The organism is Bradyrhizobium sediminis, assembly GCF_018736105.1.
In the GTDB taxonomy this organism is placed as follows: Bacteria; Pseudomonadota; Alphaproteobacteria; order Rhizobiales; family Xanthobacteraceae; genus Bradyrhizobium.
In genome coordinates this window covers 2,310,174-2,333,245 of sequence record NZ_CP076135.1, presented here as the reverse complement: position 1 = coordinate 2,333,245, position 23,072 = coordinate 2,310,174, and the positions used below count along the sequence as shown (strand labels likewise).

Sequence of the window (23,072 nt, the reverse complement as noted above, 5' to 3'; positions counted from 1 at the left end):
TTAGGCCACAACCGAGATCGCGCCGGAGTCCGTTGCATCATCGTGCTCATTGCGCTGCATGGCGATCGCTGCGACCCGACCGATGATGAACAGGACGGGGCCCGCAAAGCCAGCCTCCTGGGCCGCGGCGGGAAGTGCTGCGAGCCATGTGCATATTCGCTGCTCCCGGGGGGTCGTACCTTGACACACCGCAAGGACCGGAGTGTCCGGCGGCAAACCGTTGGCGATCAGGTTCCCGGCGATTTCCTCGATGTTGGCCAGCCCCATGTAAACGACGAGCGTGGTTTCGGGATCCGCCAGCCTCGCCCAGTCCAGATCCAACGGCTCGTTCGCCTTGCGATGCCCGGTGACGTAGTGGACGCCGGTCGCAAGTCCGCGATGGGTCAGCGGAACGCGCAGCGATGCGGCGCAGCCTTGGGCCGCGGTGATGCCGGGGATAACCTCATAGGGAATACCGGCGCGTTCGAGTTCGGCTGCTTCCTCGGAGCCGCGGCCGAAAATGAAGGGGTCGCCGCCCTTCAGCCGCACCACGGTCCGGCCGGCCCGGCCGAGCCGCACCAGCATTTCGTTGATTTCTTCCTGTGGCACCGGATGGAAACTGGCCTGCTTGCCGACATTGATCCGGGCCGCGCCGTCGCCGATGGTGGCGAGAATGCTGTCCGGCACCAGCCGATCGTAGACGACGACCTCCGCCTCCTTGATGACTCGCGCCGCCTTCAGGGTCAGCAGTTCCGGATCGCCCGGGCCTGCCCCGACCAGGTAGACTTTTCCAACGCTCATAGCGCGCTCCGCCCGGTTGGCCTTTGCAATTCGGCTCCTTGCATCGAGGCGGCGCGGCAGACTCGTTGCCGCGCCGGCTCATTGTCGTCCGGTCCTCAATAGACGTCGTTACGCGTATTATGGACGTTGAACTTGCCGGTCGGCGTCACCAGCCGCTTGTCGCGGATGACGGTCTTCAGGGTCAGGGTCTTGTCATCGACCACGACGATCGCCGATTCCTGGGCCTTGTTGTTCCAGACCGAGAACCAGACTTCGGTGCCATCCTTGTTGTACTCGCCCTGCACGACGCGGCGCGCGCCTTCGGAAATCCCGGACCACTGGCCGATCGGAAGCACCTTGTATTCGGGCTTCTCCTTGGCGAGATCCTTGATCTTGAATACCGCAACCGATGAGGAGATTTCGGCGTCGGTGTTCAGCGGCGTATCGACGTAGAGGTTTTCCGACTTCGGGTGGGTCTTGATGAACAGCGACCCGCCGCCCTGGCCGTCGACCTTCTGCACGACCTTCCAGGCATGCTGCTTGTTCTTCTCCGGATCGGTGCCGATGAAGGAGATCGTTTCGTTGCCGAGATGGCTGGTCGCCCAGACCGGACCGTATTTCGGATGCAGCAGGTTGGCGCCGCGTCCGGGATGCGGGGTCTGGCCGCCGGATTCGATCACGCTGACCAGCTTGTCTTCCTTGGTGTCGACGATCGCGATCTTGTGGCGGGCGTTCGCCGCCACCAGGAAGTAGCGCCCGGTCTTGTCGAAGCCGCCGTCATGCAGGAAGCGCTCGGCCTCGATCGCCGTCACCTTCAGGTTCTTGATGTCCTTGAAGTTGACGAGCAGGATCTGTCCGGTCTCCTTGATGTTGACGACGAATTCCGGGTTGTAGTGCGAGGCCACGATCGAGGCGACGCGCGGTTCCGGGTGGAACTCCTGGGTGTCGTAGGTCATGCCCCGGGTGGAGACGACCTTGAACGGCTCGAGCGTCACGCCGTCCATGATCACGTATTGCGGCGGCCAGTAGGCACCGGCGATCGCGTACTTGTCCTCATACCCCTTGAACTTGGAGGTCTCGATCGAGCGCGCTTCGGAGCCGACCTTGAGTTCGGCCACAGTCTGCGGCGGATCCATCCAGAGATCGACCAGATTGATCTTGGAGTCGCGGCCCACCGTGAACAGGTAGCGGCCCGAGGCCGACATCCGCGAGATATGCACCGCATAGCCCGTCTTCAGGATCAGCTCGATCTTCTTGGTCGTGCCGTCGATCAGGGCGACTTCGCCCGCGTCGCGCAGCGTCACCGCGAACAGGTTGTCGATATCGAGCTTGTTCATCTTCTTGGTCGGCCGCTGCGCGACCGGGATCAGGACCTTCCAGCTCTCCTTGATCTCCTTGAGACCGAATTCCGGCGGCTGCGCCGCGTCGTTGAGCAGATAGCGCGCCATCAGCTCGATGTCGGCCGGCTGCAGGTCGCCGGAGGTGCCCCAGTTCGGCATGCCGCCGGGCGAGCCGTAGGTGATGAAGTCGCGCAGATAGTCGAAGCCGAGCTTCTTGGTGAGATCAGGCGTCAGCGGCTTTCCGGTCGCGCCCTTGCGCAGCACGCCGTGACAGCCCGCGCAGCGTTCGAAATAAATCTGATTCGCCTTGTCGAACTCCGCCTTGCTCAGCACGGGATCGCCGGGCTTGGTGCCGGGCTGTTCGGTGCCCTTGCCGCTCAGCGTATCCAGGCTCGGCTGGTACTGGCCGCCGGGCGTGGTTTTGTGTTTCTCGATATCGGCAGGCGCCGGCTTGGCCGGCTGCTGTTGCGCATATCCGGGCGTTGTCGCGCCGAGATAGAACATAGCCGCGGCGGCGATGCCGCCCGTGAGCATTGCAAGCACATAAGCGTGACGTCGCATCGCATTCCTCCGCATGAATCTGGTGCCTTGTTTATGCCTATGCTGCGGGTGCGTCGCCTTGACCGCGGTTAAGGACGCGGTTGGCCGCAGTTTGACATAGCTCAATGCGCACTCATCCAAAGACTGCCTCATCCGAAACCATGCACAGCAACGTCATCGCAAGCAGGCTCTCTAAAGTGCGCTGGATGTTGCGCATTTTCGCGGCGCTGGTGCTGGCGGCGAGTGGCGGCGCGCAAGCCGCCGATCTCGGAATCGCCAGACAATTTTTTCCATCGGAAAGTTCCGCGACGATCGAGCAGCCGCAGGGAACTCCTCCGGCCGCCATCGTCCGCGGCTCCAACGGCCGTATTCTCGGCCATGCGTTCTCGACCTATGAGGTTTCCGGTTCGGTCGGTTATGCCGGCCGGCCGCTCGATATCGTCGCCGCGGTCACGCCCGAGGGCATCATCGCCGGCGCCCGGATCGTGGCGCATGAAGAGCCGATTCTCGTGATCGGCATCCCGCGCGAGGCGCTGGCCGCCTATGTGGCGGCCTTCAAGGGCTTCGATATCCGCACCGGCGCCGGGCTCAAGCAAACCAGGGATCTCGCGAGCGGCCCGCACGCCGTAGCGGGCGCGACCATCACCAGCACCGTCATTCGCGATGCCATCGTGCGGTCGGCGCGGGCGATCTGGCGCAGCCGAAGCGGCGCTGCGGAAAATGTTGCACGGCTCGACCGCGAAACCCTGCGCCGGTCGTCCTGGCCATCCCTGCTCGCCGAGGGCGCGGTGCAGCGGCTGCTGGTGTCGCGCGGCGAAGCAGCGAAAATGCTCGGCACCAGGGACAATGAACCGGAAAAGGCTTTCATCGATCTCTGGCTGGCGCTCGCCACACCGCCGCCGATCGGCGAAAGCCTGCTGGGGCAGCGGATCTACGAAAGCGAACTGGCCAGGATCGGCCCCGAGGACGATCTCGTCCTGATCGGCGCGACCGGGCTCTATTCCTTCAAGGGCACCGAATGGCGCCGGTCCGATTCGTTCAACCGCATCGAAATCATTCAGGGCGGCCGAACCATCCGGCTGAAACCCGCCGACCATACCGCCATCGAAGCGCTGCGGGCGGCCGGCGCACCCGAACTGCGCGAGATCGCGGTGTTTCGGATCGCGCGCTCGAGCGGCTTCGATTCGACCAAGCCGTTCCGGCTCGATCTCGATCTCGGGCCTGCGGCGTCCGCAGCCGGCCCTGCAGTGGTGTCGCTGGAGTACCGCATACCCGACCGGTATCTGATCGCGCCTCGGGTTGCGCCGGCGGCGGCACTGTCCGGCAAGGCGGCACAATCCGATGCGTCCGCGCCAAGCCAGGCGCCGCTATGGCAGGATATCTGGTGGGCCCGCAGCTACGAAATCGCGGCGCTCGGCGCCATGCTTGCCGTGCTCGGCGGCATCCTGATCTTCCAGGACTCGGTAACCGCTCATGGCCGCTTCTATTACCGCCTGCGCACCGGTTATCTGCTGCTGACCTTCGTGTTTCTCGGCCTGATCGCCAACGCGCAATTGTCGGTGGTCCATGTCCTGACCTTCATTCATGCCCTGCTGTCGGGCTTCCGCTGGGAGCTGTTCCTGCTCGACCCCATGGTGTTCCTGCTCTGGAGTTTTGTGGCGATCAGCATGCTGTTCTGGGGACGTGGCGTATTCTGCGGCTGGCTGTGCCCGTTCGGGACCCTGCAGGAATTGACCAACCAGCTGGCGCGGCGGCTCGGCATCAAGCAAATCGAAATTCCGTTCGGGCTGCACGAGCGGCTCTGGATGATCAAATATGTCGCCTTCGTCGGCATCCTCGCGATCTCGCTACGCTCGATCATCACCGCGTTCCAGTTCGCCGAGGTCGAGCCGTTCAAGACCGCAATCACCATGAAATTCCTGCGCGAGTGGCCGTTCGTGCTCTATGCGGGGAGCCTGTTGGTCGCCGGGCTGTTCATCGAGCGGTTCTACTGCCGCTACCTCTGTCCGCTCGGCGCGGCGCTGGCGATCCCGGCGCGCATGCGGATGTTCGAATGGCTCAAGCGCTACCGCGAATGCGGCTCCGAATGCCATGTCTGCGCACGGCGCTGCACCGTTCAGGCGATTCATCCGCTCGGCCAGATCAATCCCAACGAATGCATCTACTGCCTGAAATGCCAGGCCAACTATTTCGACCACGACGTCTGCCTGCATCTGAAGAAGCGCGCGACGCGGCGCCAGCCGTTTGCAGCCACGCCTGTTCCGACCAGCGCCGGCGCCCGACCGAAGGGAGCCGGTGATGCGATCTGACGCTCCGACGCGACGACGCGTCATCACGATTTTCGCTGCCGCCGCCGCTAGCGCCGTGGCCGGCAGCCCTGCCCGCCCCGATGAGGCCGACTACGTCTGGCACGGCGTTGCGATGGGCGCGGACGCCACCATCCTGTTCAACGGGGTCGAACCCGCGGCCGCCCGCAGCGCGATTGCCGCCGCGGCCGCGGAAATCGATCGTCTCGAAGACGCGCTGAGCCTGTTCCGCGACAACTCGGAACTGCGGCGCTTGAATCGTGACAAGCAGCTGCATGCGCCTGGTGGCGACATGCGCCGCGCACTGGCGCTGGCGCTCGATATCGCCGGCCGCAGCGGCGGGCTGTTCGATCCCAGTGTCCAGGCGCTCTGGGAAGCGCATGTGGACTGGTTTGCCGCATCGCCCGGCGCCGGGCTGCCGCCCGATGAGCTGATCGCCAAGGCGCGGACAGCGGTCGACTGGCGCCGGATTGCGGTCGAGACTGACAGCATCCGTACCGGAGCCGATCAGCGCCTCACGCTCAACGGCCTCGGCCAGGGCTATGTCACCGACCGGGTCGCGGACCTGCTGTATTCACGCGGCTTGCGGCATATCTTCGTCGATCTCGGCGAGCAGCGCGCGCTCGGGCCGCGCCAGGACGGTGCGCCATGGCTGGTCGCCCGCGCCGATGCGGCGCCGCTCACACTGAGCGGCGGCGCGCTGGCGACCTCGGAAGGCTCAGGCTGTGTGCTCGGCGCGTCCGGCGCTGCGCATCATCTGTTCGACCCGCGCAACGGCCGCAGCGCCACACACTGGAAGACAATCACGGTGCATCATCGCTCTGCCGCCGTCGCCGATGCGCTGTCGACGGCGCTTTACGCCGCTTCATCAGCTGAGATCGAAGCCCTGCTGCCGCGCTTTGCGGGAACGGCGATATGGGCGACCGGCCACGACGGACGCGAGCGGCGATGGATTTCGCCGCCGGTCGATGGGACCATCGGCTGAAATCCACCGCAACGCTATCGCGAAAGCGCCTTGGCTACTTGGTCTTGCCTTCCGCGTCGTACTGCTTGAGGAAGGCCCAGAGACTCTTCGCCTCGCCCTCGTTCTTGATGCCGGCGAACACCATCTTGGTGCCCGGGATCTTGCCCTTGGGATCCCTGATGTATTCGAGGAACACTTCCTCGTTCCAGGTGATGCCGGAACCCTTGTTGGCATCGGAATAGTTGTAGGCGGCCGCGGTTCCGGATTTGCGGCCATCGAGGCCGTTCAGCACCGGTCCGACCTTGTTCTTCGCCGTCGGTCCCACGTCGTGGCAGGCGGCGCACTTCTTGTACGAGGTTGCGCCGGCCGCCACGTCCTGTGCGAACGCCCCGCTCGCCGATACCATCGAGATCGCAACCACCGTAATCATTCTCTTCATAATCGCCGTCTCCTTCTGCTGGATGCCGTGTACCGGCCTGACTTGACCGGAATTCGTAAAGATCCGATTTCACCCGGGATGCGTGCCGAGCGCGTTGTGCAGCCTTGCGTCATGGGTCTCGAAGTGCCGGGAAAACCACGCATCGAGCCGCTGCGCGAGCAAACCTTCGTCGAAGCGGTCGCTGGCCTCGAAATCCTCCATGATGTCGCGAATCTCGTCCAGCAGGCGCTCATGATCGTTCTTGTGCTGGGTCAGCTGGTCGTAACCGCGCTCGCGCATGAAGCGCTCCTCGAGCGCAAAATGCGCCGAGATCGCCTTGAACAGGTCGCCGAAGAAATTGAGCACGGCGTCTTTCGATCCCTGCGACGTGGCCTCGTCGTAGAGTCGATTGACGAGTTCGACAAGCTCCCGGTGCTCGTGATCGACCGCGGCGTTCCCGACGCTGTAACGATCCTCCCAATGCAGCAGGCCCATGATGTACCCCTCAGCGAAAGATGAACTCCCCGCTCTCCGGCCGGTAGTCGATGACGAACATCTGGCTCGGCGCGAAGTCCACGGTACCACGGCGCTCGTGATCGAAGCCGTCGGCGCGCGCGGTGTCCCGCATGCGCACCGCAACATCGTATTTCCCGGCCGGCATCACGAAGCGCTGGTAGACCCGCGATGGGCCGTCGCCGGCAATCCCGGTAGGCTTCAGGTCCGCAGCATAGATCTTGCGGCCATCGATATCGAGCTCGACATAGAGGGACCGGCGGACGCGCGGACAATCCTGCACCCGGCGCATGTTCGGCGCCAGTTTGGCGATCTCCTCAGGAGAAAGCCTGCGGCATTCGCCCTTGCGGTCCGCGCCATGCACGAAGGTCAGCATCATCATCCCGGACCCCTCGGGGATTTTCCGGTAGACTGGCCGGTCGGACAGCCACGCCACGCCGGCGAACAGCGCGGCAATGACCACGAACTGGCCTGCGAGCCGCAGCAGCTTCATCACGAATCCCCCTTCAGCTCGGCGGGCTCGGGAGGCTTGGCGGCCGGGGACATGGGGCTCACCGGCAGCGGCGAACGCAGGCGCAGCGGCGGCAGGCCGGCAATGGTGGCAGCGAATGATGCAATGGCGGATTCGGCCTTGGTCACCTCGAGCGCGGAGGCCCAGATCGTGGCAATCCGGTCGCGCGGAACCCGCGCGCGCAAATATGGATCGCGCTGCCCGGCGAAGCGCTGCTCCGTCCATTGGATACCGAGGCGGTTGTAGCAGGCGCTTTCCGCGCAGCCCGCCACCACCACGCCGTCGGCGAGGTCGCGGCTGAGGACGAAGTCGATCAGCGACGGCGGCATCATTGCGACGCAGGGCATCACCACCGTTCCATCGAGCCGTCCGCCGGCCGCACCGTGCTCGCAGGCGAGCACCAGCACGCGGCCCGGCTTCGTCAGCGTAGCGGCGGCGGCGATAACCCGCTCGCGCAATTCCTTCAGCGAGTAGTCAGGCAGATCGATTCCGGTCTTGAGGTCCTCGGAGCGGCGGAACGGCGTCGAGGAAGGGCACGCGCCGACGCAGATGCCGCAGGATACGCAGAGCGATGGATTGACCGCCGCCTCGGTTGGGAACGGCAAGCCATCGGTGCGAGGGACCATCCGGATGGCCTCGTAGGGGCAATCCTCGGCGCAGCGCGCGCAGCCATTGCAGTGCGCCAGATCAATCTGCGCAGCCTTCGCCCGCCGCAGCGGCGGCAGCCAGGGCATCAACCCGATCATCAGCGAGAAGGCACCCAGGAAAGCCCAGACCGCACCGTTGCCCCAGATGTCGGTCAGGGGATAGAGCGGCAGATAAAGCCAGTCGAGGCCGACTTCGGCCGGCACCTTCGCCAGATCGGCGGGGCCCTGCGACAGCGCGGGCTTCCAGATCGACACCGCGAGCAATGCCGCCAGCGACAACAGCGCGAGCGTACGCGGCGGGTTCATCTTCGGCCGGGAGATCCGGATGATATGAATCCACATGATGAAGAGCAGGAACAGCGGCACCGCCACATGCATGAACACCATCAGCGAGAAGAAGCGGCTGGTGAGCGTGCCGGTGGAAATGAAATTTCGCGCAATCGGTTCCCCGAAAATCGGCAGCCAGTCCAGAAGCTCCGACGAGACGACCGCGACATACTGGGCAAGCTTGTCCCAGACCAGCCAGTAGCCGGTAATGCCCGAGGCGTAGAGCAGCCAGATGATCGGCAGGCCGGTGATCCAGGAGAACCACCGGACGCCGCGATAATGATCGAGCGAGAATTCCCGCAACAGATGCACCACCACCATCACGACCATCAGGTCCGACGCATAGCGATGAAAGCTGCGCATCACGCCGGCATGAAACCAGTAGTCCTGGGTCAGGTGTTCGACCGATTGATAGGCCCGCTCGATGCCGGTGTCGAAGAAGATGAACAGGTAGATCCCGCTCACCGCCACTATCCAGAAAAAGAAGAAGCCGAGCGCGCCGAGCTGCGCGAGCGGATTGAGCTGCGGCGTGAACAGCCGCTCGAACGGCCGCTCGATCAGCGAAAATCCTGCCCGAAGCACCCTGCGGATGGCGCCGATCACATTGCTCTCCGTTTCCGGCCCCGGCCGTTCATGCGTGCGCCGAGCGAAACCATTCCCGCAGAATGAGGCCGCCCATGACGAGGAGAGAGAATGCCGCAATCACGCCGCCGAACACCAGCCCGAAATCGATACGGTAGCGGCCGGCGCCGGGGTCGTAAGCGGTGCAGATGAACTTGATGCGGTCCACGATGCCGCGGAAAGTGAACGATGTCGTGGTGCCGTAGACGACGTCCTTGAGCGGCTCCATGAACATCTGCAGCGGAAACTCCTCGCCATAGACGTGGCGGTATATCCGGCCCTCGCGGTCGACGATCGTGGTCTGCGTCAGATGATCGAATCCGCCGGCCACGGCGCGGTAGCTGAAGCCGAGGTCGCCCAGCAGCGCCTCGATGGTCGCGGGATCGGCGCTGGCTACCCGCCAGTTCAGCGACCGGATGCCCTGGGTCGACGCGAACTGGGTCAGCCGCGCCGGCGTATCATTGCGCGCGTCAAAACCGACCGTGAGCACGTTGAAGCGGTCCAGGCCGATCATCCGCCCGGCCTCGTTCACGGCGTCGATGACATGCTGGGTGGTCGGCGGGCAGACCGAACTGCAGGCGGTGTAGACCAGGCTGATCACCAGCGGCTTGCCGCGGTAGTCGCGCAGCGCCAGTGGCGCGCCCTTCATGTCGACAAGGGTATAGTTGCCGATGGCTCGTCCAAGCGCCTGCGTTCCCTTGGCGACCGTTGCCGCGGGATCGAGCTGGGGCGACGCGGCCTCTGCGGAAACCGGCGCAATGAACAAATGAGCGAGCATGACAGCCGCGCATGCCGCAACGCGACCCCTGGTCATAACCAATGCCTGACGGCGCTCGCGAGCAGCGCGCCGGCGATCAGTAGCGCCAGTTGTACCAGCGACGCGAAGAAGTTCGCCATCGCATTCTCCTTGGAAGGAACGCGATACAGCTTCACGCTCTTCCAGACGAAATAGCCGCCGCCAAGTCCGGCGCCGAGCCCGTAGAGCAGCCCCTCGCCGAACCACAGCGGCACCAGCGAGACGGCAGCCAGCGCCACCGAATGGACGAGGATCGCCAATGTCCAGGCATAGGCGGGAACCACCACCGGCAACATCGGGATGCCGGCCTTGGCGTAGTCCTGGCCCTTGGCGGCCGCAAGGCTCCAGAAGTGCGGCGGCGTCCACAGAAACAGCGCAACCGCCAGCACGGTCGGGATCACCTGCGGCGACGGATCGACCGCCGCGGCACCGGCGAGCACCGCGAAACTTCCGGCCAGGCCGCCGACTACGATATTCCAGGTACTGCGACGCTTCAGCCAGACGGTATAGACGATGCCGTAGGTGAAGGCGCCGAGGAAGACATAGGCCGCCGCGACGTTGCCGGCACTGACCGAGGCGAGCCCGAGCGACGCCGCCAGTAGCCCGAGAAATCCGACCAGCCACCACGGGCTCGGCTTGAAGGTTCCGCTGGCAAACGGCCGCGCGCGGGTGCGCCGCATCAGCCGGTCGACGTCGCGCTCGTAATAATGGTTGAAGGCGCCGGCCGCGCCGGAGGCGCCGAGGATCGCCAGTGCGAGGCCGGTGATCTGCCACCATGCCAGCGCCGGTCCGCTCGCGACCGCGATGCCGGCCAGCGCGCTCGCCGCAATCGCGACGCCGATCCTGAGTTTCAGGAGCGAAATCGTCAGTCCGACTGCGGCGCGCATGAGGTTTCCTCCGTAGGGATCCAACGGTAATCAGCGGAACAGCCAGAGTTCCGACAGATATTTCCAGTTGATGAAGTAGTAGAGGACGAAGCAGACGAAGAAGATCATGACCAGGATGATCGTGCCCGGAAGCTTCGGCGCCTTCTCGCTGCCGTAGTGCGAGACTGCGGCGCCGCCGCCGGAGTGCAGCGGGAAGGTCAGCTTGTGACCGGCCTTGATCTTCTCGCCGAAGAACACCGTGCCGACGACGACCAGGATGAAGAGGATCCCGCCGATCGCCGCGATGATCGCGAAGATGCCGTTGAGACCCATCATCAGGAACGCGCCGGCCGAGTGAGCGAACGACAGGTTGGCGTCGCTGAAGGTGATGTCCCAATGCCGGCGCGGGACCCCGAGCGTGCCCGCCCCCATCATGAACAGCGAGATGCCGGCGGCGCCGATCCCGAACAGATAGGGCTGGATCTTGGCGAGCTTGGGAAACAGGATTTCGCGCTCGAACACCAGCGGCAGCACGAGATAGGTCGCGCCCATGAAGGCGAGCGTGGTCCCCGCCACCACGGTGCCGTGGAAGTGGCCCGGCACGTAGATGGTGTTGTGCATCAGCACGTTGAGCTGCTCGGTGCCGAGCACGACGCCGGAGATACCGCCGATGAAGCCGAAGAACACCAGCGACAGGAACATTCCGGCCCAGGCCGGATGACCCCAGGGCGACTTGCGCAGCCACTCGAACACGCCGCGGTTATAGCCGTTCTTGCGCTGCGCCGATTCGATCGCTCCCGGCACAGTCAGGCCGTGAACCATCGAGCCGAGCACGGCCAGATACATCATGTAGCTGGTGTTGACGATCTTCCAGCTCGCATCCAGCGCAGGGTCGGCCAAGAGATGGTGCGCCGAGGCGAGCTGCAGGAACAGGATGTACATGAAGAAGGCGGTACGGCTCACCTTCTCGCTCAGCGGCTTGGCGCCGACCAGGAGCGCTGCGGTCAGGTACCAGAGCGAGACATGCGCCGAGACGTTGATCTGCTGCGAGGAATGGCCCATCGCCCACCACACCACCTTGTACATCAGGGGGTCGATGTCGTTGATCAGGCCGAGCGACCACAGCCAGGTCGGGATCAGGATGATGGCGCCCGAGGCGATCGTGAACACCGCGATGATCGCGGCGGTCAGCGCGCCGAAGGTCACCAGCGGTATAGAGCCCTCATAGGTCTTTTCCTCCTTGGCGATCGCCAGCGTCGCGAAGAAGATCGCGCAGCCGATCAGGGCGCCGACCGCGAACAGGATCAGGCCGAGATAGAAATGCGGCTGGGCCTTCATCGGCGGATAGGAGGTGAACATCACGCTGGAATCGCCCTGCAGCACCGCGACATTGGTCGCGATCGCGCCGACGACCATCATGACAAAACCGACCCAGGCGAGCTTCGGCGCCGCCAGCCGCGAATTGAGCAGGATCGCGGAGGCGAAATAGAGCACGGCCATTTCGAAGAAGATGATCCAGAACAAGAGCACGTTGGCGCCGTGCCCGGTCAGGATCAGGTAGAACCAGTCGGCCGGAAGCAAATGCACCGCCGGCCAGCGCGTCAGCGCGACCAGCAGGCCCATCAGCCCGCCGATGGCGAGAAACACCACCGCGGCCACGGCATTGGCCTTGATCAGCGCCTGCGCCGCGGTGTCGACCTTGAGGCCGGTATATTGGCAGGTGCGGAACTCTGCCTGCGCAGGCACGGCACCGATGACGGTTTCTGCGGTCATGAGCCTACCTCCCCCCGGCGAGGCGCTGTTCGGCCTCGGCTCGCTTCTGTTCCGTGACGTAAATCTTTCCGGTCATGGTGTGATGGCCGATCCCGCAAAACTCATTGCAGATGATGCCGAACTCGCCGCTCTGGGTCGGCGTCAGCGAAATCACGTGCTCGTAGCCCGGGTGAACCGAAATGTTGATGTTGACGGGCTGCAGCGAGAAGCCATGCTGCCAGTCGATCGATGAAAGATGGATCCGGTAGCTGACGCCCTTCTCCAGCTCGAGAATCGGCCACCATTGCCACAGCCGGCCGAGCAGATAGACATCGGTTCCCGGCTTCGGCTTGACCACCGGGATGCCCTGCTCCTCGCGCACCGTGAATTTCTTGGCGAACTCGTCGACCTTCGCCTCATAGGCCGACGGCGCGATGCGGTAGGCTTCCTTGCTGAGGTTTTGCTGGCCGATGAAATGCCAGGCGATCATGAAGCCGAACATGAACAGGCCCCAGAGGAAGGCGATCACGATCCAGACCAGTTCGACCCTCTCGATAGGCTCGTTCCACCAAATTCGTTGTTCGGGCGGTGTGACGGCCATGTCGATCTCCCCTTCTCAAAAGGATACGCGCCTCAGCGCGGGTGGTTGCAGTTTGCAGCCTTCATTTCGCCAGCGGGACCGAGGCGATTTCCATCACGCCCCAGATCAGATAGAGCACCGTCGGAAGCGTCACCCCGAGGAACAGCAGCAGGAACGGATTGTCGAGAATGCGCTGCATCATCGGCATGTGCTCTAAGCTCGGAGGCTGTTCGATAGGCGGCATGGCGGGACCCCTTGGACCTTCCGGTGAACAATTCAAATCTATCTGGCGCGCACCCGTCGCATCCTTGACCGCGGTCAAGGATGACGAGACCGGCAACAGAAATAATTCGACATGTCTGGAATTCGGCTCCTCGTTCAACGGGCACGCCGTTCGGCGATCTTTCGCCGAACGACGTTCGGCGCCGGCATCGTCGTTGCCGTCGCGGCGGTCGCGGTGACGGCGTGGGCCGTTCATGCCGGCAAGCCCGCGCGCGACGCAGACATCATGCTGCTGTATGTCGGCGCCGAGGATTGCGCGCCCTGTCGCGCCTGGCAGAACGGCGACGGCGCCGCGTTCCTGGCATCCGCGGAATTCCCGCGCATTACCTACCGGGAGGTCAAGTCGCCGCATCTCCACGACGTCCTGAAGGACGAACACTGGCCGGATGACCTGCGCAACTACCGCAACGGGCTGCGGCGCAGCGACGGCGTGCCGCTGTGGCTGGTGGTCGCCGACCACAGAATCGTGGAGCAGCGCTTCGGCGCGACCGAGTGGCGCGCCAGCGTGTTGCCGAGGATCAAATCATTGCTGCACTAGGAAGAACGGCTGCAGCCTTCGCGACCATCAGTGCTGAGCCCGGCCCTCGCCGAGCTGATGCCTTCCGCCATTCATCCCGCTGCGGGCCTTGATTCGATCGCTGGCGATCAGGCTCCTGAGCAGGGCGACTTCGCTGACCACGACATCGGAGGCACGAACGTCGACACCGACCAGACGAAGCTTCGCGAACACCCGCGACAGCGATTCCGGCTTGAGCCCGAGCCGCCCGGCAATCAGGGATTTGTCGTAAGGCAGCGAAATCCGGCAGGAGCCGTTGATGTTCGGGCACAATGCGGCGAGGAATTCCGCTACGCGCTGCAAACCGCTTTGCGCGGAAAGCTGCTCGACGCGCTGAACCAGTTGATGGAGATGCTGTGAGGTCGACGCAATCATCGCGATCGCGATATCCGGTATCTCGCGAATGCAGCACATCACATGATGCGCCGGTATCAGGACAACGCGGGAATCGGTGGCGGCGGAAGCTGTGGCGGGATAACGGCCCCCTGCGAAGGCGACCGCCTCGGCGAAACTCTCGCCCTTGGTGAGAACGTGAAGAACCGCCTCGTCGCCGGCGGGCGTGATCCGGTACAGCTTGATCCATCCCTCGATGACGATGAAGAACGCCGCAGCCGGCTCGCCTTGCCGGAACAGGGCGTCGCCGGGCTCGAGCTCGACGACAGTGGCGGGCGCAAGAAGGGCCTGGACCGTCCGCGGGTTGAGACCGCAGAGCACGGCCGTCTGTGAAGCGGTTTTCAGATCGTCTGGCGTCGGAGCGGTCATGGATCAATTCCTCGGTGGTGATGCCTCCGCCTGCTTCGTTGCCTGCGGTGCAAGACTACTGCCTATGCAGAAAGCAAATTGACCTAGATCAATTTGCGCCGGCGAAAGGCCGGGTTTTTCGGAGCACAGCCGTTCATTGTGATGCGACAACTTCGCGCAGCGCCTTCAGGAAGGCGTCGCGATCGACGTGATGCTCTCCGCATGCGTCGTCCACGGTATGGAAGCACGCGATAGGACAGCCCACGCACCCCATCCTGAAGTCGAGAAAGACCCGGATGGTCGCCGGCCAGTCGTTCATGACGTCGTGCACCAGATCGTCGAAGCCAATCGGCATGAGCACCTCCACGGTGCATTACGCCCAGGAAGGCCCGCCCGGTCTTTGTGGAAGCACAACTTTCGCGGCGAATCCGGTCCGCGCATGGGCGCTTAGGCCGGAAAAATCCGGCATCCCCGTCATTTTTTTGCGCTGCAATAGGAGCGCCGCGCAATGTGCGGCGATCGGTCATCCACGAAACCGGACGGGCCGCAGCGGAGAGCGCAATGCAGCTTTTTCCGGATCCGGATTATTCCGCTGCGAGAACCTGATCGACCCACTCGAGCCCGAGCCGGTCCCAGACATCGGTGAGGGCTTCGGCCAGACGATCGATCAGAGCGTCGTCGTGATAGGGTGACGGCGTGATCCGCAGCCGCTCCATGCCTCTGGGCACCGTCGGGTAGTTGATAGGCTGGATATAGATGCCGTATTCCGACAGCAGCAGGTCGCACGCCGCCTTGCATTTCTCGGGGTCGCCGACATGCAGCGGCACGATGTGGGTGTCGCTTTGCATCACCGGAAGCCGCGCGGCATTGAGCACGAGCTTGAGGCGGGCGGCGCGGTCCTGGTGGCGATCGCGCTCGGACTGCGACGTCTTGAGATGCCGGATGGCGGCGGTGGCCGCCGCGCAGATCGCCGGTGGCAGCGCCGTCGTGAAGATGAAGCCCGGCGCGTAGGAGCGCACCGCGTCGATCAGATTGGCGTTGGCCGCGATATAGCCGCCGAGACAGCCGAACGCCTTGGCCAGCGTGCCTTCGATGACGTCGATGCGCGCCATCGCCCCGTCCCGCTCGGCGATGCCGCCGCCATGCGGTCCGTACATGCCGACGGCGTGAACCTCGTCGACATAGGTCAAGGCGCCGTAGCGCTCTGCGAGATCGCAGATCCGATGCAGCGGCGCGACGTCGCCGTCCATCGAGTAGAGGCTTTCGCACAGGATCAGTTTCGGCCGCTCCGGGGCCGCCGCCCGCAGCAATTGCTCGAGATGTTCGATGTCGTTGTGGCGCCACACCTGCTTTTCAGAGCCGGACTTGCGCACGCCCTCGATCATCGAGTTGTGGTTGAGCGCATCCGACAGCAGCAGACAGTTCGGCAACAGCCTCGCAAGCGTCGAGATGCCGGTCTCGTTCGAAACGTAGCCCGAAGTAAAGACCAGCGCGGCCTGCTTGCCGTGCAGCTCGGCGAGCTCGCGCTCCAGCTCGATCAGGGGATGATTGGTGCCGGCGATATTGCGGGTGCCGCCGGCCCCGGTGCCCATCCGCATGGCGGTCTCCACCATCGCGCCGACCACTTTCGGATGCTGGGCCATGCCGAGGTAATCGTTGGAGCACCAGATCACGACGTCGCGCGGACCGTCCGGCGAATGCCAGATGGCATGGGGAAATCTGCCCGCCAGCCGTTCCAGGTCGGCAAAGACCCGGTAGCGGCGTTCGTCCCGAAGCTGGTCCAGGGCCCGATCGAAAAAGACATTATAGTCCATGATGCTTCGTCCCCACGGTATCCTCTGCCAATACTAAAGCCGGGATCCCGGCCGCTCGCCTTGATCGAGATCAGGCACCGGATCGGAATCCAAGGGTCGCCCGCGAACCGTGACCTCCGGCCTTGGTAAACAAGAGGTAAAGCGAGGGGCGCCCCTGACGCCCGTCGGCGAGCCCCCGAAAACCGCGATTTCCCAGCAAAATCCGCCAATGCGGACCAGTTTGCTGCGGGGCAGCAAGCGGCAGCCCTAACCAAAGTAGGGTGGATTTGAAGGACCGGGCATCTCCCCCATTTAACCGTTTCTCCAGCCCCGTGGCCGCATAATGGGGTCCGATCCAACCTCATGACATGCCAGGTTCAACCACTGTGACATCCTTCGGACGAGTGATTTCGGTGCGCGGATCCCTCGCCCGGGTCGGACTGCTGGCGACCAGCCAGATGGCCGTCTCCGAAGCGCGAGCGACCGTCGGCAAGTTCGTCAGCATCCGCTGCGCCAATTCCACCATCGTGGCCATGATCACGGAAGTGACCTGCGAGGGCCTGCCGGCCAGCGACAATTACGTCGCCATCGCCGGCGTCGACCTGCTCGGCGAAATCCTCGGTGGCCCGGAACGCCCCAAATTCCAGCGCGGCGTCACCAATTATCCGACCATCGGCGATCCCGTCGAACTCATCACCAATCAGGAGCTGCGCACCGTCTACGCCCCGACCGGGTCGGACCAGATCAATATCGGCACCCTGCAGCAGGACCGCTCCGTCATCGCCTATGTCGACGTCGAGGAAATGCTCAGCAAGCACTTCGCGGTGCTCGGCTCGACCGGCGTCGGCAAATCGAGCGGCGTGTCGCTGCTGCTGAACGAAATCCTCAAGTCGCGGCCCAACCTGCGCATTTTCCTGCTCGACGTTCACAACGAGTACGGCCGCTGCTTCGGCGACCGCGCGCTGGTTCTCAATCCGCGCAATCTGAAGCTGCCGTTCTGGCTGTTCAATTTCGAAGAGATCGTCGACGTGCTGTTCGCCGGCCGGCCCGGGGTGCCTGAGGAACTCGACATCCTTGCCGAAGTCATCCCGATGGCGAAGGGCATCTACACCCAGTACCAGAACACCGACCGGCTCGGGCTGAAGCGCGCCGATCCCAAGGCGATCGGCTACACCGTCGACACCCCGGTCCCCTATCGCCTGGTCGACCTGATTTCGCTGATCGACGAACGCATGGGCAAGCTCGAGAACCGCTCGTCGCGCATCATCTATCACAAGCTGATCTCGCGCATCGAGACCGTGCGCAACGATCCGCGCTACACCTTCATGTTCGACAACGCCAATGTCGGCGGCGACACCATGGCCGAAGTCATCAGCCACCTGTTCCGGCTGCCCGCCAACGGCCGGCCGATGACCATCATGCAGCTGGCCGGCTTCCCCGCCGAAGTCGTCGATTCCGTGGTGTCGGTGCTGTGCCGGATGGCGTTCGATTTCGGGCTGTGGAGCGACGGCGTCTCGCCGCTGTTGTTCGTCTGCGAAGAGGCGCATCGCTACGCCTCCGCCGACCGCAACATCGGCTTCGGCCCGACCCGCAAGGCGGTCTCGCGGATCGCCAAGGAAGGCCGCAAATACGGCGTCTATCTCGGCCTCGTCACCCAGCGCCCCGCCGAACTCGACGCCACCATCATTTCCCAGTGCAATACGCTGTTCACGATGCGGCTTGCCAACGACCGCGACCAGGCGCTGCTGCGCTCGGCGGTCTCCGACGCCGCGGCCAACCTGCTGTCGTTCGTGCCCTCGCTCGGCACCCGCGAAGTGCTGGCGTTCGGCGAAGGCGTGGCGCTGCCGACGCGCCTGCGCTTCAAGGAAGTGCCGGCGCATCAATTGCCGCGTAGCGAGGCCACGATATCGACGGTGCCGTCGGTCGCCGCCGGCCACGATATGCATTTCGTCGGCGCCGTGCTGGAGCGCTGGCGCGGAGCCACCTCGCATCGCGACGTCCCCAACGATCCCGCCATCAACGAACGCCCCGCCGCCCGCTCTTTGGAACCGCGCATGGTGGAAGCGCCGATGCTGCAGCCGTCGATGGGACACGATCCCGACCGGTTCTCGCTCTTGAAGAAGCCGCTGCGCTGAGGGCCGGCGGCGGCGATTTTCGTGACAGAGCCGCAGGACGGGTGGAGCGCAGCGATACCCATCGCGTGACGCGAACGGCCGCATGCGGGCAGCAAGGTGATGGGTTTCGCAAGAGCTCAACCCATCCTACCGGCCACCTGCGATCGCGATCGGGACAGGCGAAAGGCCGACCCGGCGCCCTCCAAACCAAAATATCGAAAACAACCCCATGCAAAGTAAGAGCTGGGCGCCTGAGGCTTTGAACGTCCCGCGAAAATATTTTGACACGTCGGGCAAATCAGCGGCACTGTTGCATCATCACGCGATTTGAAAATGCTCATGGCCCTGCCCGTCGTCGAGCGCTATCGCGGAAGGATTAAGTGCACTGTCGCCGTAATTCCCATCGATCAGTTGCGTGGCTCGCGATAAGCCCGCGCTATGTCCTCTGCGACTCTTGCCATTTTGTCACGCAGTTCCAGAGGCTCGAGCACTTCGACTTCCCCGCCAAGACGCAAGAGGTCTGTGATGGCGTGCCACGTCTTTCCGACCGGAAGCGTCGCGATACGCCATCCTTTGGCGTCGCCATCAATCTCCAGTTTTGTCCTGTCGCGCACGTAGGCAGGGCTGAACGCGGCCAAGAGATCGACGCCGAGCGGAGAGAGGCGCAGCCTCGCCGTCACGGGATGTAGCTCCGCTTCGAGCCGCTCGGTCGACTCCCGCCAGTAGCCGGAAAGGTCGAACCTGTCTGGCCGCTCGAAAGCCTCATCGAGAACCGTAAGTTCGAGGATCCGGGCAATGCGATAGGTGCGCGCGCGTCCTTCGATCTGGCCGACGAGATACCAAGTCCCGCTCTTGAGCACGATCCCCAAGGGTTCGACCAGACGGGTCTTTTCGGCCTTCCAGCTCTTGTAGCGAATCCTGATCGCGATCTGTCGCCAGACGGCATCGGCGATCGCGATGAGGTGGATGGGGTGCTCGGCCTCCGAGAACCAAGCCGGCGCATCAAGATGGAAACGGCTGCGCATCCGTTCCGCGCTCGACCGCAGGTCTTGCGGCAGAGCCGCAAGCAGCTTCGTTTGGGCGGCGGTCATGACGGCGCCGAGCCCGAGATCAGCGGCGGGGCCGGAGAGGCCGGTCAAAAACAACGCCTCGGCCTCCTTGGCCGAGAGGCCGTTCAGCCGCACGCGATAGCCGTCGAGAAGCCGGTAGCCGCCCTCCGATCCACGTTCACTGTAAACGGGGATTCCGGCCGCGCTGAGGGCGTCGATATCGCGATAGATGGTCCGCAGCGAAACTTCACACTCGTCGGCGAGCGTTTGGGCCGTGACGCGGCCGCGCGCTTGAAGGGTCGTCAGTATGGACAGGAGCCGGCTCGCTCGCATGATGACGATTATGCTAAACCAACCTGACAGAAATTGACAGGTATGGATCGCTAGACTGGGGCGCTCATAAGCAAAGAAAGAGCTCCGATGACCAGACCCATCCTCAACGTCGCCGACGCCGACCTGCACCCCCGCCCGCCGCAATATGCCCCGACCGGCGCGGCGGCGGAAATCATCGACGCCAAGGTCGCATTCGTTTCGCGGCAGTTCGGCGCGAGCAAGCTCGGCTATAATGTGACCGCCATCCCGCCCGGCAAGCGGGCCTTCCCGTTCCACAATCACCACGTCAACGACGAGATGTTCTTTATCCTGTCGGGGACAGGCGAGATTCGGATCGGTGGTGAAAGCCATGTCATCCGCCCAGGGGACATCATCTCCTGTCCCGCCGGTGGGCCTGAGACGGCGCATCAGTTCGTCAACACCGGCACGGAGGAATTGCGATTTCTGGCGGTCAGCTCGATGTTCTCACCCGATGTCGTCGAATATCCGGACAGTGGCCGCTTCGGCATCCTCGCCGATCTCGCACCTGCGGCGGACGGCCAGCCGCGAAAACTCATGTATGTCGGGCGAGAGAATGACAGCTTACCCTATTGGGACAGCCTGTGAGGACCTGGCCCCAGAGAATCTTCGTGGCGGAGGCCCAGCCGTCGAGCGGCGATGGTTGCGCGGGGATCAGCACTATCTGTCAGAGCGCGGCGACGTGATTGCGTAGTGGGCGCTTTTCATCTCAATGACCGACCTCACTTGGTTCCAGCTACAGTGAGTGCCTTGCGAACAACGTGTCGACGGGCTCCCTTGTGGCCGACCAGTGAGTATCCGGCCTGCTCGAATGCCGGCAGGAAGCCGCCAAACCGGTAGCTGGGAGAGTCTTGATCGACAGGATACCCCTCGAGCAATGTCGCTCCGTTGTCGGCTGCATGCGTTTCCGCAGCCGCGATCAACTTCTGGAACAGCCCCTGTCCTCGGAACTGTCTCGACACGAAGAAGCAGACGATCGACCAGATTTTGTGCTTTTCGTCCCCCCGCATTGGATCGCTCATCGCGGCGCGGTAGGTGTCGCGCGGCGCTATGGAACACCATGCAACGGGCTCCGAGCCGAAATAGCCGAGCAGTCCTACCGGCTCTCCCGTCGATATGCGTTTCTTCATCTCCAGTTTCTTGGCCGTTGCCGGACGCTCGGAATTCGGGCAGCTCTGCACCGTTCGCCAAACGGTGCACCAGCAGGATTTTGGTCCGCCACGGCTCTCGAATAACTTCTCAAAGTCGGTCCAGTTCTCTGAAGTCACCGGACGGAAGGTCAGTTCATGGGACATTGCCTGGGTCCTTGGTAGCTTGGCGTTCAATGCGGGAGTTTCTGCAGGAGCAGCAAACGGTAGCCGTGCCTGGTCATCCAGCGAGCGCGTGCCGGATGCGTGTCGTGGATACGACGCGCCAAACGGTTCTACAACGCGACCCGGCGCCATTCGACGATCAGGTATCTCAGCCCTGTTGAGTTCGAACGCAAGATGGGACTAGCTTAACCGGGGCGTCCATCAAACCGGCAGCAGCTCACTCCCGCCCAGCCACCTTTGCGCTGACGCGGCCATGGACTATGGTTGCGGCCGACCGCATCTCGCGGTGTGAGCCGGAACCTGCTTATGACCCAGCCCGTTGCCAGACGCTTCCCGACGCCCGCCATCGACAAGCTGCCCGACGATATCCGTACCCGCATCCTCGGGGTGCAGGAAAAATCCGGCTTCGTGCCGAACGTGTTCCTGACACTGGCCTATCGGCCCGACGAATTCCGCGCGTTCTTCGCCTATCACGATGCGCTGATGGAGAAGGACAGCGGCCTCACCAAGGCCGAACGCGAGATGATCGTGGTGGCGACCTCGAGCGCCAACCAGTGCCATTATTGCGTGATCGCACACGGCGCCATCCTGCGCATCCGCGCCAAGAACCCGCAGATTGCGGATCAGATCGCCGTCAACTACCGCAAGGCGGATATCACGCCACGCCAGCGCGCCATGCTCGACTTCGCGATGAAGGTGAGCACCGAGGCCAACAGGGTTTCGGAAGCGGATTTTGCCGCGGTCGCCGGTCATGGCTTCAGCGACGACGACATCTGGGACATCGCCGCGATTGCGGCGTTCTTTGCGCTGTCGAACCGGATGGCGAACGTTACCGCCATGCGCCCGAACGATGAGTTCTATATGATGGGACGGCTGCCGAAATAAGACGTGCGCAGGAGCATGATCCACGGGAGTGAAACGCTTTGCTTGACTGGTCCGAAATCGTGCTGCGTCTTGGCGTCGCCACGCTCGCCGGCGGCCTGATCGGTCTTAACCGCGATCTTCAGGGCAAGCCGATCGGCCTGAAGACGCTCGGGCTGGTGGGTCTTGCCACCGCCATGGTCGTGATGCTGGCCGATCCCTCCGGCGACAGCAGCAGAATCTCCGATGCCTCGAGCAGGATCATCCAGGGCATCCTGACCGGCATCGGTTTTCTCGGCGCCGGCGTCATCGTCCACGCCGAGCATCGTTTCCGGGTTCGCGGGCTGACCAGCGCCGCCTGTACCTGGCTCGCGGCGTGCGTCGGCATCGCCTGCGGCGTCGGGCAATGGCGGATTGTCACGATCGCCGTCGTGATTGCGCTGGCGTTGCTCACCGTCGGCCGCCGGCTCGAGCGCTGGCTGCATCGCACGCTCGGCGGCAAGGACGAGCCATCGCATAAAACTCCCGCCCCGCCGCCGGATACGCCGCCGGCCTGACGGCGATCCGGCAGCACCCGCGCCCGATCCACCGCCGGTTCCGCGCCGGCGTCGATTGCCGCATCCATGCCATGCCAACATTTTCGGTGAGACGCGCGGCGGGCCGTGCTAAATGAGATCGGCGTCTCCCGGAGCTGGCAGCAGTGAACACCCAGCAGCCCATCACCTCGGATCAAGAGCATCGCGTGCTCAAATTCCGGCCGCGCACCCTGGCCCATCCGCCGGGTTGGCGGGGAGAGCCGGGCAAGCAGGCCCACAACGACGCCGGCCGGCCGCAATCCGGGCACCTGTCGCGTTTCCAGCAGGGCCGGGAGGAATCGGACGATTTCCGCCATCGCATGCTGGCCAACCTCGCGGCCTTCGCCTTCACCGTGGCGCTGACGGCGATCGGAATTTGGCTCGCGATGAGCATCGCCGATCTGCGCAAGACCCAGGATTGCGTGCTGATGGGGCGGCGCGATTGCGCCCATATTTCGACGCCGCGCATCTAGTGCTCGCTATTAATGGTCAGTGAG

The 23,072-nt window shown here is 63.9% G+C and carries 24 protein-coding genes; 8 read left to right on the top strand and 16 right to left on the bottom strand.

The genetic code is table 11. The features are described from left to right. Both cobA and KMZ68_RS11030 read right to left on the bottom strand, forming a co-directional pair. The gene (gene cobA / locus KMZ68_RS11035; protein ID WP_215615796.1) at positions 1 to 780 is read right to left on the bottom strand and encodes a uroporphyrinogen-III C-methyltransferase; all 780 of its coding nucleotides are present in this window, start codon (positions 778 to 780) and stop codon (positions 1 to 3) included. A 95-nt stretch (positions 781 to 875) separates the two neighbouring features. Beyond that, positions 876 to 2,660: a nitrite reductase gene (locus KMZ68_RS11030; protein WP_305853276.1), complete on the bottom strand. Its 1,785-nt coding sequence runs from the start codon at positions 2,658 to 2,660 to the stop codon at positions 876 to 878. A gap of 185 nt (positions 2,661 to 2,845) precedes the next feature. On the opposite strand from KMZ68_RS11030, the gene KMZ68_RS11025 reads away from it, so the two are divergent. Both KMZ68_RS11025 and KMZ68_RS11020 read left to right on the top strand, forming a co-directional pair. After that, positions 2,846 to 4,948, top strand: coding sequence for a NosR/NirI family protein (locus KMZ68_RS11025; RefSeq protein ID WP_215615795.1), 2,103 nt, complete (start codon positions 2,846 to 2,848; stop codon positions 4,946 to 4,948). Then, positions 4,938 to 5,930: an FAD:protein FMN transferase gene (locus KMZ68_RS11020; RefSeq protein WP_215615794.1), complete on the top strand. Its 993-nt coding sequence runs from the start codon at positions 4,938 to 4,940 to the stop codon at positions 5,928 to 5,930. The genes KMZ68_RS11025 and KMZ68_RS11020 overlap by 11 nt, the downstream gene beginning before the upstream one ends. 34 nt (positions 5,931 to 5,964) lie before the next feature. Here the strand turns inward: KMZ68_RS11020 and KMZ68_RS11015 are convergent, their stop codons facing one another. From KMZ68_RS11015 to KMZ68_RS26125, 9 genes are all read right to left on the bottom strand, one after another. Then, positions 5,965 to 6,348 (bottom strand): c-type cytochrome, encoded by a 384-nt coding sequence (locus KMZ68_RS11015; protein ID WP_215615793.1) that lies wholly within the window; start codon positions 6,346 to 6,348, stop codon positions 5,965 to 5,967. A gap of 69 nt (positions 6,349 to 6,417) precedes the next feature. Further along, positions 6,418 to 6,822 (bottom strand): bacteriohemerythrin, encoded by a 405-nt coding sequence (locus KMZ68_RS11010; RefSeq protein WP_215615792.1) that lies wholly within the window; start codon positions 6,820 to 6,822, stop codon positions 6,418 to 6,420. 10 nt (positions 6,823 to 6,832) lie between these two features. Beyond that, positions 6,833 to 7,333, bottom strand: coding sequence for a hypothetical protein (locus tag KMZ68_RS11005; RefSeq protein WP_249779588.1), 501 nt, complete (start codon positions 7,331 to 7,333; stop codon positions 6,833 to 6,835). Further along, on the bottom strand, positions 7,333 to 8,928 hold the full coding sequence (locus tag KMZ68_RS11000) for a cytochrome b N-terminal domain-containing protein (protein ID WP_215615790.1): 1,596 nt from the start codon (positions 8,926 to 8,928) through the stop codon (positions 7,333 to 7,335). Before KMZ68_RS11000 ends, KMZ68_RS11005 begins: the two co-directional genes overlap by 1 nt. 28 nt (positions 8,929 to 8,956) lie before the next feature. Further along, positions 8,957 to 9,724, bottom strand: a complete 768-nt coding sequence (locus KMZ68_RS10995; RefSeq protein ID WP_215615789.1) for an SCO family protein — start codon at positions 9,722 to 9,724, stop codon at positions 8,957 to 8,959. A 32-nt stretch (positions 9,725 to 9,756) separates the two neighbouring features. Further along, on the bottom strand, positions 9,757 to 10,629 hold the full coding sequence (gene cyoE, locus KMZ68_RS10990; protein WP_215615788.1) for a heme o synthase: 873 nt from the start codon (positions 10,627 to 10,629) through the stop codon (positions 9,757 to 9,759). Positions 10,630 to 10,659: 30 nt separating this feature from the next. Beyond that, on the bottom strand, positions 10,660 to 12,381 hold the full coding sequence (locus tag KMZ68_RS10985; protein ID WP_215615787.1) for a cbb3-type cytochrome c oxidase subunit I: 1,722 nt from the start codon (positions 12,379 to 12,381) through the stop codon (positions 10,660 to 10,662). 4 nt (positions 12,382 to 12,385) lie between these two features. Next, positions 12,386 to 12,961 carry a hypothetical protein gene (locus KMZ68_RS10980; protein ID WP_215615786.1) on the bottom strand — a complete coding sequence of 192 codons (576 nt, stop codon included), beginning with the start codon at positions 12,959 to 12,961 and terminating at the stop codon, positions 12,386 to 12,388. A 61-nt stretch (positions 12,962 to 13,022) separates the two neighbouring features. Beyond that, positions 13,023 to 13,148 (bottom strand): hypothetical protein, encoded by a 126-nt coding sequence (locus KMZ68_RS26125; protein ID WP_256443702.1) that lies wholly within the window; start codon positions 13,146 to 13,148, stop codon positions 13,023 to 13,025. Positions 13,149 to 13,295: 147 nt separating this feature from the next. On the opposite strand from KMZ68_RS26125, the gene KMZ68_RS10975 reads away from it, so the two are divergent. After that, positions 13,296 to 13,760, top strand: a complete 465-nt coding sequence (locus tag KMZ68_RS10975; RefSeq protein ID WP_215615785.1) for a hypothetical protein — start codon at positions 13,296 to 13,298, stop codon at positions 13,758 to 13,760. Between the two features lie 27 nt (positions 13,761 to 13,787). Here KMZ68_RS10975 and KMZ68_RS10970 read toward each other — a convergent pair whose 3' ends face one another. The 3 genes from KMZ68_RS10970 to hemA all read right to left on the bottom strand — a co-directional run bounded on the left by KMZ68_RS10970 (position 13,788) and on the right by hemA (position 16,333). Then, positions 13,788 to 14,540 (bottom strand): Crp/Fnr family transcriptional regulator, encoded by a 753-nt coding sequence (locus tag KMZ68_RS10970; protein ID WP_215615784.1) that lies wholly within the window; start codon positions 14,538 to 14,540, stop codon positions 13,788 to 13,790. Between the two features lie 133 nt (positions 14,541 to 14,673). Beyond that, positions 14,674 to 14,874: a DUF1858 domain-containing protein gene (locus KMZ68_RS10965; RefSeq protein ID WP_215615783.1), complete on the bottom strand. Its 201-nt coding sequence runs from the start codon at positions 14,872 to 14,874 to the stop codon at positions 14,674 to 14,676. Positions 14,875 to 15,103: 229 nt separating this feature from the next. Further along, positions 15,104 to 16,333: a 5-aminolevulinate synthase gene (gene hemA / locus KMZ68_RS10960; protein ID WP_215615782.1), complete on the bottom strand. Its 1,230-nt coding sequence runs from the start codon at positions 16,331 to 16,333 to the stop codon at positions 15,104 to 15,106. Positions 16,334 to 16,680: 347 nt separating this feature from the next. On the opposite strand from hemA, the gene KMZ68_RS10955 reads away from it, so the two are divergent. Continuing rightward, positions 16,681 to 18,447 carry an ATP-binding protein gene (locus tag KMZ68_RS10955; protein ID WP_215615781.1) on the top strand — a complete coding sequence of 589 codons (1,767 nt, stop codon included), beginning with the start codon at positions 16,681 to 16,683 and terminating at the stop codon, positions 18,445 to 18,447. Between the two features lie 386 nt (positions 18,448 to 18,833). On the opposite strand, the gene KMZ68_RS10950 is transcribed toward KMZ68_RS10955, so the two are convergent. Continuing rightward, positions 18,834 to 19,808, bottom strand: a complete 975-nt coding sequence (locus KMZ68_RS10950) for a helix-turn-helix transcriptional regulator (RefSeq protein ID WP_215615780.1) — start codon at positions 19,806 to 19,808, stop codon at positions 18,834 to 18,836. A gap of 87 nt (positions 19,809 to 19,895) precedes the next feature. On the opposite strand from KMZ68_RS10950, the gene KMZ68_RS10945 reads away from it, so the two are divergent. Next, entirely contained in the window at positions 19,896 to 20,414 is a 519-nt protein-coding gene (locus KMZ68_RS10945; RefSeq protein WP_215615779.1) for a cupin domain-containing protein, read from the top strand. Positions 20,415 to 20,548: 134 nt separating this feature from the next. On the opposite strand, the gene KMZ68_RS10940 is transcribed toward KMZ68_RS10945, so the two are convergent. After that, the gene (locus KMZ68_RS10940) at positions 20,549 to 21,121 is read right to left on the bottom strand and encodes a GNAT family N-acetyltransferase (RefSeq protein ID WP_215615778.1); all 573 of its coding nucleotides are present in this window, start codon (positions 21,119 to 21,121) and stop codon (positions 20,549 to 20,551) included. Positions 21,122 to 21,445: 324 nt separating this feature from the next. Between KMZ68_RS10940 and KMZ68_RS10935 the strand changes: the two genes are divergently transcribed. The 3 genes from KMZ68_RS10935 to KMZ68_RS10925 all read left to right on the top strand — a co-directional run bounded on the left by KMZ68_RS10935 (position 21,446) and on the right by KMZ68_RS10925 (position 23,048). Next, on the top strand, positions 21,446 to 22,024 hold the full coding sequence (locus tag KMZ68_RS10935; RefSeq protein ID WP_215615777.1) for a peroxidase-related enzyme: 579 nt from the start codon (positions 21,446 to 21,448) through the stop codon (positions 22,022 to 22,024). 38 nt (positions 22,025 to 22,062) lie between these two features. Beyond that, entirely contained in the window at positions 22,063 to 22,557 is a 495-nt protein-coding gene (locus KMZ68_RS10930; protein ID WP_215615776.1) for an MgtC/SapB family protein, read from the top strand. 143 nt (positions 22,558 to 22,700) lie between these two features. Further along, positions 22,701 to 23,048 carry a hypothetical protein gene (locus tag KMZ68_RS10925; protein ID WP_215615775.1) on the top strand — a complete coding sequence of 116 codons (348 nt, stop codon included), beginning with the start codon at positions 22,701 to 22,703 and terminating at the stop codon, positions 23,046 to 23,048. The last annotated feature ends 24 nt before the right edge of the window (positions 23,049 to 23,072 follow it).